The organism is Enterobacter cloacae complex sp. S1, assembly GCF_014930525.1.
In the GTDB taxonomy this organism is placed as follows: domain Bacteria; phylum Pseudomonadota; class Gammaproteobacteria; order Enterobacterales; family Enterobacteriaceae; genus Enterobacter; species Enterobacter hormaechei_C.
Map to the genome: position 1 here is coordinate 14,410 of NZ_JADBRE010000005.1, position 13,153 is coordinate 27,562.

At 52.9% G+C, this 13,153-nt stretch carries 14 protein-coding genes; all 14 read left to right on the forward strand.

Annotated elements, in window-relative coordinates:
- The first annotated feature begins 108 nt into the window (after positions 1–108).
- Entirely contained in the window at positions 109–567 is a 459-nt protein-coding gene (asnC, locus tag IM290_RS05230; protein WP_003862383.1) for a transcriptional regulator AsnC, read from the forward strand.
- 90 nt (positions 568–657) lie between these two features.
- Positions 658–1,107, forward strand: a complete 450-nt coding sequence (gene mioC / locus IM290_RS05235; protein ID WP_003862381.1) for an FMN-binding protein MioC — start codon at positions 658–660, stop codon at positions 1,105–1,107.
- 374 nt (positions 1,108–1,481) lie between these two features.
- The gene (gene mnmG, locus IM290_RS05240; RefSeq protein WP_003862379.1) at positions 1,482–3,371 is read left to right on the forward strand and encodes a tRNA uridine-5-carboxymethylaminomethyl(34) synthesis enzyme MnmG; all 1,890 of its coding nucleotides are present in this window, start codon (positions 1,482–1,484) and stop codon (positions 3,369–3,371) included.
- A 107-nt stretch (positions 3,372–3,478) separates the two neighbouring features.
- Positions 3,479–4,102: a 16S rRNA (guanine(527)-N(7))-methyltransferase RsmG gene (gene rsmG / locus IM290_RS05245; RefSeq protein ID WP_017383708.1), complete on the forward strand. Its 624-nt coding sequence runs from the start codon at positions 3,479–3,481 to the stop codon at positions 4,100–4,102.
- 615 nt (positions 4,103–4,717) lie between these two features.
- Entirely contained in the window at positions 4,718–5,098 is a 381-nt protein-coding gene (gene atpI, locus IM290_RS05250) for a F0F1 ATP synthase subunit I (protein WP_003862375.1), read from the forward strand.
- A gap of 8 nt (positions 5,099–5,106) precedes the next feature.
- Positions 5,107–5,922 carry a F0F1 ATP synthase subunit A gene (gene atpB / locus IM290_RS05255; protein WP_003862373.1) on the forward strand — a complete coding sequence of 272 codons (816 nt, stop codon included), beginning with the start codon at positions 5,107–5,109 and terminating at the stop codon, positions 5,920–5,922.
- 49 nt (positions 5,923–5,971) lie between these two features.
- On the forward strand, positions 5,972–6,211 hold the full coding sequence (gene atpE, locus IM290_RS05260) for a F0F1 ATP synthase subunit C (protein WP_000429386.1): 240 nt from the start codon (positions 5,972–5,974) through the stop codon (positions 6,209–6,211).
- A gap of 48 nt (positions 6,212–6,259) precedes the next feature.
- Positions 6,260–6,730, forward strand: a complete 471-nt coding sequence (gene atpF, locus IM290_RS05265) for a F0F1 ATP synthase subunit B (protein WP_003862370.1) — start codon at positions 6,260–6,262, stop codon at positions 6,728–6,730.
- Between the two features lie 14 nt (positions 6,731–6,744).
- Entirely contained in the window at positions 6,745–7,278 is a 534-nt protein-coding gene (gene atpH / locus IM290_RS05270; RefSeq protein ID WP_003862369.1) for a F0F1 ATP synthase subunit delta, read from the forward strand.
- A gap of 12 nt (positions 7,279–7,290) precedes the next feature.
- Positions 7,291–8,832, forward strand: a complete 1,542-nt coding sequence (atpA, locus tag IM290_RS05275) for a F0F1 ATP synthase subunit alpha (protein WP_003862367.1) — start codon at positions 7,291–7,293, stop codon at positions 8,830–8,832.
- A 51-nt stretch (positions 8,833–8,883) separates the two neighbouring features.
- Positions 8,884–9,747: a F0F1 ATP synthase subunit gamma gene (atpG, locus tag IM290_RS05280; RefSeq protein WP_003862364.1), complete on the forward strand. Its 864-nt coding sequence runs from the start codon at positions 8,884–8,886 to the stop codon at positions 9,745–9,747.
- A 31-nt stretch (positions 9,748–9,778) separates the two neighbouring features.
- Positions 9,779–11,161 (forward strand): F0F1 ATP synthase subunit beta, encoded by a 1,383-nt coding sequence (gene atpD, locus IM290_RS05285; protein ID WP_015570150.1) that lies wholly within the window; start codon positions 9,779–9,781, stop codon positions 11,159–11,161.
- 20 nt (positions 11,162–11,181) lie between these two features.
- Complete coding sequence (locus IM290_RS05290) at positions 11,182–11,601, forward strand: F0F1 ATP synthase subunit epsilon (RefSeq protein WP_006177560.1); 420 nt, start codon at positions 11,182–11,184, stop codon at positions 11,599–11,601.
- Positions 11,602–11,739: 138 nt separating this feature from the next.
- Complete coding sequence (glmU, locus tag IM290_RS05295; RefSeq protein ID WP_032652020.1) at positions 11,740–13,110, forward strand: bifunctional UDP-N-acetylglucosamine diphosphorylase/glucosamine-1-phosphate N-acetyltransferase GlmU; 1,371 nt, start codon at positions 11,740–11,742, stop codon at positions 13,108–13,110.
- The last annotated feature ends 43 nt before the right edge of the window (positions 13,111–13,153 follow it).

The following is a 13,153-nucleotide window of genomic DNA, read 5'->3' on the forward strand; positions in this document are numbered from 1 at the left end:
ACAGGCGCTTAATTCAATAACCCATCAACAAAAAGCCGGCTTCACTTTTGATTCGTTAAAATAAGACGCTAGAATAGAGGGAATCATTAATCTTCATAAGAAAAACCTATGGAAAATTATCAGATCGACAATCTGGACCGCGGCATTCTGGAAGCGCTAATGGCCAACGCACGCACCGCGTATGCCGAACTGGCGAAACAATTTGGCGTCAGCCCGGGGACCATTCACGTTCGCGTCGAGAAAATGAAGCAGGCCGGGATCATCACCGGCGCACGCATTGATGTCAGCCCGAAGCAACTTGGCTACGACGTCTGCTGCTTCATTGGCATTATTCTGAAAAGCGCCAAAGATTACCCCTCCGCGCTGGAGAAACTGAACGCGCTGGATGAAGTCACCGAGGCGTACTACACCACCGGGCACTACAGCATCTTTATAAAGGTGATGTGCCGATCCATTGACGCCCTCCAGCAGGTACTTATCAACAAGATCCAAACAATCGATGAAATTCAGTCCACTGAAACCCTGATCTCCCTGCAAAACCCGATCATGCGTACTATCCGCCCGTGATCGGGCAATTTCATTCCCACATTTTCCACAGGTAGATCCCAGCTCGTTCACAGCGTACAATGGCCGCCTCTTTATCTGAGCGAGCGATCAATGGCGGACATTACTCTTATCAGCGGCAGCACCCTGGGCGGTGCGGAATATGTAGCGGAACATCTGGCTGAGAAGCTGGAAGACGCGGGCTTTTCTACACAAACGCTGCACGGACCGCTGCTGGAAGATCTCCCGACTGACGGGGTCTGGCTGCTGATCACCTCCACGCACGGCGCGGGCGATCTGCCGGATAACCTGCAACCTTTATATGACGAACTGCTGGAACAACAGCCCGATCTGTCAAACGTCCGGTTTGGCGCTGTGGGGATCGGCAGCCGTGAATATGACACTTTCTGTGGCGCCATAGAGAAAGTAGAAGCTGCGGTGACCGCCTGCGGAGCAAAACAGCTGGGTGAAACGCTGAAGATCAACATCCTCGATCATGACATTCCCGAAGATCCAGCCGAGATCTGGCTCGCGGAATGGAAAAATTTACTCAAAAACGATTAAAGATCGTGCGATCAGATGTGGATAACTCTGGTTAAAAGCTCGTATTAAGCCGTAGTTATCCAAAGAACAACGTTGGTTTAGTTTTTGACCTGTGTATAAAGTGGCGATCTGATCCCAGCTTATACGGTCCAGGATCACCGATCATTCACAGCAAACGATCCTTCCTAACTGCATGATCTTATTTATGGGATCGGACTTATCCACAGAGGTCTGCGATCCTAATAAGAGATCACAATAGAACAGATCTCTAAATAAAAAGATCTTCTTTTTAATAGCCCAGGATCCCAATGCTTTCTCGAAAGACTAAAGTTGAGTAGAATCCACGGCCCGGGCTTCAATCCATTTTCATACCGCTTTACGCGAGGCAGACCACCATGTTTTATCAGGATCCTTTTGACGTCATCATCATTGGCGGGGGTCACGCAGGCACTGAGGCCGCAATGGCCGCAGCGCGAATGGGTCAGCAGACCCTGCTTTTGACACACAATATCGACACGCTGGGACAAATGTCCTGTAATCCGGCGATTGGCGGCATTGGGAAAGGACACCTGGTAAAAGAAGTGGATGCGCTTGGCGGCCTGATGGCGAAAGCGATCGATCATGCGGGCATCCAGTTTAGGATACTAAACGCGAGTAAAGGTCCGGCTGTTCGCGCCACCCGTGCGCAAGCAGACCGCGTGCTTTACCGTCAGGCTGTGCGCACCGCGCTGGAAAACCAACCGAACCTGATGATCTTCCAGCAGGCGGTAGAAGATCTTATCGTGGAGAACGATCGTGTTGTTGGCGCCGTGACCCAGATGGGTCTCAAGTTCCGCGCAAAAGCGGTTGTGCTGACCGTCGGGACATTCCTGGACGGAAAAATCCATATTGGTCTGGACAACTATAGCGGTGGCCGTGCTGGCGATCCGCCGTCGATTCCGTTATCTCGTCGTCTGCGTGAGCTGCCGCTGCGCGTAAGCCGCCTGAAAACCGGTACGCCGCCGCGTATTGATGCGCGCACCATTGATTTCAGCGTGCTCGCACAGCAGCACGGCGATAACCCGATGCCGGTATTCTCGTTCATGGGCAATGCGGCGCAACATCCGCAGCAGGTGCCGTGCTACATCACGCACACCAATGAAAAAACCCATGACGTGATCCGCAATAACCTCGATCGCAGCCCAATGTATGCTGGCGTGATCGAAGGGATCGGCCCGCGCTACTGCCCGTCGATCGAAGACAAGGTGATGCGCTTTGCCGATCGTAACCAGCACCAGATCTTCCTCGAACCGGAAGGGCTGACCTCTAACGAAATTTACCCAAACGGCATCTCCACCAGCCTGCCGTTCGACGTGCAGATGCAGATTGTGCGTTCAATGCAGGGCATGGAAAACGCGAAGATCGTTCGTCCTGGCTACGCTATTGAGTACGATTTCTTCGATCCGCGTGACCTGAAGCCAACCCTGGAAAGCAAATTCATCCAGGGTCTGTTCTTCGCAGGCCAGATTAACGGCACCACCGGGTACGAAGAAGCTGCCGCGCAAGGGCTGCTGGCCGGTCTGAACGCCGCTCGCTTCTCTGCCGAGAAAGAGGGCTGGGCACCGGCGCGTTCTCAGGCTTACCTGGGCGTTCTGGTCGACGATCTCTGCACGCTGGGGACCAAAGAACCGTACCGCATGTTTACTTCTCGTGCGGAATATCGCCTGATGCTGCGCGAAGACAATGCCGATCTGCGTCTGACCGAGGTGGGCCGCGAATTGGGTCTGGTGGATGACGAACGCTGGGCGCGCTTCAACGAGAAGCTCGAGCGTATCGAACAGGAACGTCAGCGCCTGAAAACCACCTGGGTGAATCCGCAGGCGGAAACCGCTGCCGAAGTAAACGCTCACTTAACAGCACCGCTGTCGCGCGAAGCCAGCGGGGAAGATCTGCTGCGCCGTCCTGAAGTCACCTACGAGAATCTGGTCAAACTGACCGCGTTCGCGCCGGGCCTTGAAGACGCGGAAGCGGCTGAACAGGTCGAGATCCAGGTGAAATACGAAGGCTACATCGCGCGTCAGCAGGATGAGATCGAAAAACAGCAACGCAACGAAAACACGCTGCTGCCGGAAATGCTGGACTATCGTCAGGTGACGGGCCTTTCCAACGAAGTGATCGCTAAGCTGAACGATCACAAACCTGTGTCGATTGGCCAGGCCTCACGTATCTCCGGCGTCACACCTGCCGCGATTTCGATTCTGCTGGTGTGGCTGAAAAAGCAAGGTATGCTGCGCCGCAGCGCGTAATGCTCTGAAAATTGCCCGGTGGCGCTGCGCTTACCGGGCCTACTGAACCCGTAGGGCGGGTTAGCGAAGCGCCACCCGCCACTTAAGTTTCTCAACAGGTATCCACCGTGCTCAATAAACTCTCTCGTCTGCTGGAACAGGCAGGTATTTCGCTCACCGATCACCAGAAAAATCAGCTGGTGGCCTATGTCGATATGCTGAACAAATGGAATAAAGCGTACAACCTCACCTCCGTACGCGATCCCAACGAGATGCTGATTCGCCATATTCTCGATAGCATCGTCGTGGCGCCATATCTGAACGGGGAACGTTTTATCGACGTGGGCACCGGCCCGGGCTTGCCGGGCGTTCCGTTGTCTATTGTTCGACCGGAGAGTCAATTCACGCTGCTGGACAGCCTGGGTAAGCGCGTACGCTTTTTACGCCAGGTCCAGCATGAGCTGAAGCTGGAAAACATCACGCCCGTGCAGAGCAGGGTAGAGGAGTTCCCGGCTGAGCCACCGTTTGACGGCGTTATCAGCCGCGCATTTGCGTCACTCAATGACATGGTGAGCTGGTGCAAACACCTGCCGGCGGAGAAGGGGCGTTTTTATGCGCTGAAAGGGCAACTTCCGGGGGACGAAATCGAGCTGCTTCCGGACGGTTTTGCTGTCGAATCCATTGAGAAACTTCAGATCCCTCAGCTCGAAGGTGAGCGTCATCTGGTGATAATTAAGCCAAACACTTTTTAAAAATTAATAAAAAATGTGGAATTTGTGCTGTTCTGATCGTGTTAAAAAGCAGCACATCCCGTCTGTTTTGGCCGTTGTTAATTTAACCTTGTTGTTACCATGGGTTTTCTTATGGTTAACCTGAAGTGAGTTGTTCACTCTGAGGATAATCAACCATGAAAATATCAGCCTGCTAAAAGTGGGTAAAGGCAACAAGAATGGAATGTTAAATATTTATTAAGAATGTCAATAAAAGGTTTTTGTTGTATACGGGTCTGTTTTAAAAATAGTTGCGATTTTTTTGCTTTAATTTCATACAGATGAAATAAATCGTTTTACGTCTTTGATAAATACCACTTTATCGCAAATGTGTATTTTGTGATCTCGTGCACGCTTTATCACCAACGTTTCCGCGCTGTTTGCAGTTTTGCCTGAAGGTCGGCACTTAGGTCAAAAGTTGAAAAATAGGACTGGGGAAAAATATTTAAACATTTATTCACCTTTTCGCTACTTAATGTTTGAAATCACGGGTACGCACCGTATAATTTGACCGCTTTTTGATGCTTGACTCTGAGCCTTAAAGGACGTTTTATACGACACGCGGCATACCTCGAAGGGAGCAGGAGTAAAAACGTGATGTCTGTGTCGCTCTTGAGTAGAAACGTTGCTCGTAAGCTTCTGTTCATTCAGTTTCTGGCTGTGATAGCAAGTGGACTGCTGTTTAGCCTCAAAGACCCCTTCTGGGGCATCTCCGCCGCGTGCGGCGGTTTGGCGGTGGTTCTGCCAAACGTGTTGTTTATGATTTTTGCCTGGCGTCATCAGGCGCATACACCCGCCAAAGGCCGCGTGGCCTGGTCCTTCGCTCTCGGCGAAGTGTGTAAGGTGTTGCTGACCTTTGCTCTACTGGTGATGGCGCTGGCGGTTTTGAAAGTGGTATTCATGCCGCTGATAGCAACGTGGGTTTTGGTGCTGGTGGTACAAGTTCTGGCTCCAGCTGTAATCAATAACAAAGGGTAAAAGGCATCATGGCTTCAGAAAATATGACGCCGCAGGATTACATAGGTCACCATCTGAATAACCTTCAGCTGGACCTGCGTACATTCTCGCTGGTGGATCCACATAACCCCCCGGCCACCTTCTGGACGATCAACATCGACTCCATGTTCTTCTCGGTGGTTTTGGGTCTTCTGTTCCTGGCCATGTTCCGCAGCGTTGCTAAAAAGGCGACCAGCGGTGTTCCAGGGAAATTCCAGACGTTCATCGAGATGATCATCGGCTTCGTCCATGGCAGCGTGAAAGACATGTACCATGGTAAGAGCAAACTGATTGCTCCGCTGGCCCTGACCGTGTTCGTTTGGGTCTTCCTGATGAACCTGATGGACCTCCTGCCTATCGATTTCTTACCTTGGATCGGTGAGCACGTACTCGGCCTGCCTGCACTGCGCGTGGTTCCGTCTGCCGACGTGAACATCACCCTGTCGATGGCGCTGGGCGTATTTATCCTCATTCTGTTCTACAGCATCAAAATGAAAGGCGTAAGCGGCTTTGTGAAAGAGCTTACCTTGCAGCCGTTCAACCACTGGGCGTTTATTCCGGTCAACCTGATCCTGGAAGGCGTTAGCCTGCTGTCCAAACCTGTTTCACTGGGTCTGCGACTGTTCGGCAACATGTATGCGGGTGAGCTGATTTTCATTCTGATCGCGGGTCTTCTGCCGTGGTGGTCACAGTGGATTCTGAATGTGCCATGGGCCATTTTCCACATCCTGATCATTACGCTGCAAGCCTTTATCTTCATGGTTCTGACGATCGTCTATCTGTCGATGGCGTCTGAAGAGCACTGATTTTTTACCAACACTACTACGTTTTAATTGAAACAAACTGGAGACTGTCATGGAAAACCTGAATATGGATCTGCTGTACATGGCTGCCGCTGTGATGATGGGTCTGGCGGCTATCGGTGCTGCGATCGGTATCGGCATCCTCGGGGGCAAATTCCTGGAAGGCGCAGCGCGTCAACCTGATCTGATTCCTCTGCTGCGTACTCAGTTCTTTATCGTTATGGGTCTGGTGGATGCAATCCCAATGATCGCTGTAGGTCTGGGTCTGTACGTGATGTTTGCTGTCGCGTAGTAGTTGTTTTAAAACCCCAAGCCACAGAAATTTAAGAGGTATTGTGCTGTGAACATGAACGCAACAATCCTCGGCCAGGCCATCGCGTTTATTCTCTTTGTCTGGTTCTGCATGAAGTATGTATGGCCGCCTTTAATGGCTGCCATCGAAAAACGTCAGAAAGAAATTGCTGACGGTCTGGCTTCCGCAGAACGCGCTAAGAAAGATTTGGACCTTGCACAGGCCAACGCGACAGACCAGCTGAAAAAAGCGAAAGCTGAAGCTCAGGTAATCATTGAACAGGCTAACAAACGCCGTTCTCAGATCCTGGACGAAGCCAAAGCTGAAGCAGAACAGGAACGTACTAAGATCGTGACACAGGCTCAGGCTGAAATTGAAGCTGAGCGTAAACGTGCTCGTGAAGAACTGCGTAAGCAGGTTGCGATTCTGGCTGTTGCTGGCGCCGAGAAGATCATCGAACGTTCCGTGGATGAAGCTGCTAACAGCGACATCGTGGACAAACTTGTCGCTGAACTGTAAGGAGGGAGGGGCTGATGTCTGAATTTGTTACGGTAGCTCGCCCCTACGCCAAAGCAGCTTTTGACTTTGCTGTCGAACACCAAAATGTCGATCGCTGGCAGAATATGCTGGCGTTTGCCGCTGAGGTGACGAAAAACGAACAAATGGCCGAGTTGCTTTCTGGTGCGTTAGCGCCTGAAACCCTCGCCGCGTCGTTTATCGCCGTGTGCGGAGAGCAACTGGATGCCAACGGCCAGAACCTGATTAAGGTGATGGCGGAAAATGGTCGTCTCCGTGTGCTCCCGGATGTTCTCGAGCAGTTTGAGCACTTACGTGCCCTTAGTGAAGCTACCGCTGAAGTTGAAGTAACTTCTGCGACTGAACTGAGTGACGAACAGCTTGCGAAAATCACCGCCGCGATGGAAAAACGTCTGTCACGCAAAGTTAAGCTGAATTGCAAAATCGATAAGTCTGTAATGGCAGGCGTAATCATCCGCTCGGGTGATATGGTCATTGATGGCAGCGTACGCGGCCGTCTTGAACGCCTTGCAGACGTCTTGCAGTCTTAAGGGGACTGGAGCATGCAACTGAATTCCACCGAAATCAGCGAACTGATCAAGCAGCGCATTGCTCAGTTCAATGTTGTGAGTGAAGCTCACAACGAAGGTACTATTGTTTCTGTAAGTGACGGTGTTATCCGCATTCACGGCCTGGCCGATTGTATGCAGGGTGAGATGATTTCCCTGCCGGGTAACCGTTACGCTATCGCACTGAACCTGGAGCGCGACTCCGTAGGTGCCGTTGTGATGGGTCCATACGCTGACCTCGCCGAAGGCATGAAGGTTAAGTGTACTGGCCGTATTCTGGAAGTACCGGTTGGCCGTGGCCTGCTGGGTCGCGTTGTTAACACCCTGGGTGCGCCAATCGACGGTAAAGGTCCGGTTGAGCACGATGGCTTCTCCCCAATCGAAGTTATCGCACCAGGCGTTATCGACCGTCAGTCCGTTGATCAGCCAGTGCAGACGGGTTATAAGTCCGTTGACGCCATGATCCCAATCGGTCGTGGTCAGCGTGAACTGATCATCGGTGACCGTCAGACCGGTAAAACCGCGATGGCTATCGACGCCATCATCAACCAGCGTGACTCCGGCATCAAATGTGTGTACGTGGCTATCGGCCAGAAAGCGTCCACCATTTCCAACGTGGTTCGTAAACTGGAAGAGCACGGCGCACTGTCTAACACCATCGTTGTGGTAGCAACCGCGTCTGAATCTGCTGCACTGCAATACCTGGCGCCATACGCCGGTTGCGCAATGGGCGAATACTTCCGTGACCGCGGTGAAGATGCGCTGATCGTATACGATGACCTGTCTAAACAGGCCGTTGCTTATCGTCAGGTTTCCCTGCTGCTCCGTCGTCCACCAGGACGTGAAGCATTCCCGGGCGACGTATTTTACCTCCACTCTCGTCTGCTGGAGCGTGCTTCCCGCGTTAACGCGGAATACGTCGAGAACTTCACCAAAGGTGAAGTGAAGGGTAAAACAGGTTCTCTGACCGCTCTGCCGATCATTGAAACCCAGGCGGGTGACGTTTCTGCGTTCGTTCCGACCAACGTAATCTCCATTACCGATGGTCAGATCTTCCTGGAAACCAACCTGTTTAACTCCGGTATTCGTCCGGCGGTTAACCCGGGTATCTCCGTATCCCGTGTGGGTGGTGCTGCTCAGACCAAGATCATCAAGAAACTGTCCGGTGGTATCCGTACCGCGCTGGCACAGTATCGTGAACTGGCTGCGTTCTCTCAGTTCGCATCCGATCTGGACGAAGCAACCCGTAAACAGCTGAGCCACGGTCAGAAAGTGACCGAGCTGCTGAAGCAGAAACAGTACGCGCCAATGTCTGTTGCTCAGCAGGGCCTGGTACTGTTCGCGGCTGAACGCGGTTACCTCGAAGATGTGGAACTGGCGAAAATCGGTAGCTTCGAAGCCGCTCTGCTGGCTTACGTCGACCGTGATCACGCTCCGCTGATGCAAGAGATCAACCAGACCGGTGGCTATAACGACGAAATCGAAGGCAAGCTGAAAGCTATCCTCGATTCCTTCAAAGCAACCCAATCCTGGTAATCGTCCGGCGGCTTGTCTCAGGACAAGCCGTCTGGCATTGAGGAGAAGCTCATGGCCGGCGCAAAAGAGATACGTAGTAAGATCGCAAGCGTCCAGAACACGCAAAAGATCACTAAAGCGATGGAGATGGTCGCCGCTTCCAAAATGCGTAAATCGCAGGATCGCATGGCGGCCAGCCGTCCTTATGCAGAGACCATGCGCAAAGTGATTGGTCACCTTGCAAACGGTAATCTGGAATATAAGCACCCTTACCTGGAAGAACGCGACGTTAAGCGCGTGGGCTACCTGGTGGTGTCGACTGACCGTGGTCTGTGTGGCGGCTTGAACATTAACCTGTTCAAAAAACTGCTGGCGGATATGAAAGGCTGGTCCGATAAAGGCGTTCAGTGCGATCTGGCACTGATTGGCTCTAAAGGCGTCTCTTTCTTTAACTCCGTTGGCGGCAACATTGTCGCTCAGGTGACCGGGATGGGTGATAACCCGTCCCTGTCCGAACTGATCGGCCCGGTTAAAGTGATGTTGCAGGCCTACGATGAAGGCCGTCTGGACAGACTGTACGTTGTCAGCAACAAATTTATTAACACCATGTCTCAGGTGCCTACGCTCACTCAGATGCTGCCGTTACCGGCATCAGAAGATGACGAGCTGAAACAGAAAGCCTGGGATTACCTGTATGAACCCGATCCGAAACCGCTGCTGGATACCCTGCTGCGTCGTTACGTTGAATCTCAGGTTTATCAGGGCGTTGTAGAAAACCTGGCCAGCGAGCAGGCCGCACGAATGGTGGCGATGAAAGCCGCGACCGATAATGGCGGCAGCCTGATTAAAGAGCTGCAGTTGGTTTACAACAAAGCTCGTCAGGCCAGCATTACTCAGGAACTCACCGAGATCGTCTCGGGGGCCGCCGCGGTTTAACCAGGTTTACGAATTACGTAGAGGATTCAAGATGGCTACTGGAAAGATTGTCCAGGTAATCGGCGCCGTGGTGGACGTCGAGTTCCCTCAGGACGCCGTACCACGCGTGTACGACGCGCTTGAGGTACAGAATGGTAACGAGAGCCTGGTGCTGGAAGTTCAGCAGCAGCTCGGCGGCGGTATCGTGCGTACCATCGCCATGGGTTCTTCCGACGGTCTGCGTCGTGGTCTGGAAGTAAAAGACCTTGAGCACCCGATCGAAGTCCCGGTAGGTAAAGCAACACTGGGTCGTATCATGAACGTATTGGGTCAGCCAATCGACATGAAAGGCGACATCGGTGAAGAAGAGCGTTGGGCTATCCACCGCGCGGCACCTTCCTACGAAGAGCTGTCCAGCTCTCAGGAACTGCTGGAAACCGGCATCAAAGTTATCGACCTGATGTGTCCGTTCGCGAAGGGCGGTAAAGTCGGTCTGTTCGGTGGTGCGGGTGTAGGTAAAACCGTAAACATGATGGAGCTGATCCGTAACATCGCGATCGAGCACTCCGGTTACTCCGTGTTTGCGGGCGTGGGTGAACGTACTCGTGAGGGTAACGACTTCTACCACGAAATGACCGACTCCAACGTTCTGGATAAAGTATCCCTGGTTTACGGCCAGATGAACGAGCCACCAGGAAACCGTCTGCGCGTTGCGCTGACCGGCCTGACCATGGCTGAGAAGTTCCGTGACGAAGGTCGTGACGTTCTGCTGTTCGTTGATAACATCTACCGTTACACCCTGGCCGGTACTGAAGTATCTGCACTGCTGGGTCGTATGCCTTCAGCGGTAGGTTATCAGCCTACGCTGGCGGAAGAGATGGGTGTTCTTCAGGAACGTATCACCTCTACCAAAACCGGTTCTATCACCTCCGTTCAGGCGGTATACGTACCTGCGGATGACTTGACTGACCCATCCCCAGCCACCACCTTTGCTCACTTAGATGCAACCGTGGTACTGAGCCGTCAGATCGCGTCTCTGGGTATCTACCCGGCCGTTGACCCGCTGGACTCCACCAGCCGTCAGCTGGATCCACTGGTTGTTGGCCAGGAGCACTACGACACCGCGCGTGGCGTACAGTCCCTGCTGCAACGTTATCAGGAACTGAAAGACATCATCGCCATCCTGGGTATGGATGAACTGTCAGAAGAAGACAAACTGGTGGTAGCACGTGCGCGTAAGATCCAGCGCTTCCTCTCCCAGCCGTTCTTCGTTGCGGAAGTATTCACCGGTGCACCTGGTAAATACGTTTCCCTGAAAGACACCATCCGTGGCTTTAAAGGCATCATGGAAGGCGAATACGATCACCTGCCAGAGCAGGCGTTCTACATGGTTGGTTCCATCGAAGAAGCCGTGGAAAAAGCCAAAAAACTTTAACGCCTTAATCGGAGGGTGATATGGCAATGACTTACCACCTGGACGTCGTCAGCGCAGAGCAACAAATGTTCTCTGGTCTGGTCGAGAAAATCCAGGTAACGGGTAGTGAAGGTGAACTGGGTATTTTCCCGGGTCACGCACCGCTGCTCACCGCCATTAAGCCTGGTATGATCCGCATCGTTAAACAGTTCGGTCATGAAGAGTTTATCTATCTGTCCGGCGGCATTCTTGAAGTGCAGCCAGGCAGTGTGACCGTTCTGGCCGATACCGCTATTCGTGGCCAGGATCTCGACGAAGCGCGAGCCCTGGAATCGAAGCGTAAGGCTGAAGAGCACATTAGCAGCTCTCATGGTGACGTGGATTACGCTCAGGCGTCTGCGGAGCTGGCCAAAGCGATCGCGAAACTGCGCGTTATCGAGTTGACCAAAAAAGCGATGTAACACCGGCTTGAAAAGCACAAAAGCCAGTCTGGATCCCAGGCTGGCTTTTTTTTTCGGCCTTAATTCATGATGAAAAAGATGTAGAATTTTAAGCATCAAACGTTTTTACTTCTCACACAAACTACCGTCAGGATGCGTATGTTAAACAGTGCGATGAGCGTGGTGATCCTTGCCGCAGGCAAAGGTACCCGCATGTATTCCGATCTGCCTAAGGTGCTCCACACGCTGGCAGGAAAGCCAATGGTTCAGCATGTTATTGATGCAGCGAATGAATTAGGCGCCAGCCAGGTGCATCTGGTTTATGGACATGGCGGCGATCTGCTGAAAAAAACGCTGCATGACGACAATCTCAACTGGGTGCTACAGGCAGAACAGTTGGGTACAGGCCATGCGATGCAGCAGGCTGCACCCTTCTTCGCTGATGATGAAGATATCCTGATGCTCTACGGCGACGTCCCGCTGATCTCCGTTGAAACCCTCACTCGCCTGCGTGAAGCCAAACCGCAGGGCGGCATCGGTTTGTTGACCGTCGTGCTGGACGATCCAACCGGCTATGGCCGCATTACGCGTGAAAACGGCAAGGTAACCGGGATTGTTGAGCATAAAGATGCCACTGACGAACAGCGCCAGATTCAGGAGATCAACACCGGCATCCTGATTGCGAACGGTGCGGATATGAAGCGCTGGCTGTCCAGACTCAACAATAACAACGCGCAGGGTGAATACTACATCACCGACATCATTGCGATGGCGTACCAGGAAGGGCGTGAGATTGCCGCCGTTCACCCGGCTCGTATCAGCGAAACGGACGGGGTAAACAACCGTCTCCAGCTTTCTCGCCTGGAGCGTATTTACCAGTCCGAGCAGGCAGAAAAGCTGTTGCTCGCGGGCGTTATGCTGCGCGATCCGGCGCGTTTCGATCTGCGTGGCACGCTGACCCACGGGCGCGACGTTGAAATAGATACTAACGTTATCCTGGAAGGTAACGTCACGCTGGGCAACCGCGTCAAAATCGGCACTGGCTGCGTGATTAAAAACAGCGTGATCGGTGACGACTGCGAAATCAGCCCGTACAGCGTGGTGGAAGATGCCCATCTTGAGGCGGCATGTACCATCGGCCCGTTTGCGCGTCTGCGCCCGGGCGCTGAGCTGCTGGAAGGCGCTCACGTAGGTAACTTTGTGGAAATGAAAAAAGCGCGTCTGGGTAAGGGCTCGAAAGCCGGTCATCTGACCTATCTGGGCGATGCGGAAATTGGCGACAACGTAAACATCGGTGCTGGAACCATCACCTGTAACTATGACGGTGCCAATAAGTTTAAAACCATCATCGGTGATGATGTGTTTGTAGGCTCCGATACCCAGCTGGTGGCGCCCGTCACCGTGGGCAAAGGCGTGACCATTGCCGCCGGGACAACCGTTACGCGCGATGTGGCCGAGAACGAGCTGGTGTTAAGCCGTGTGCCGCAGGTCAGCAAGCAGGGCTGGAAACGCCCGGTGAAGAAGAAGTAACAACAAGGCGGGTGGCGCTATGCTTACCCGCCCTACGATTGAG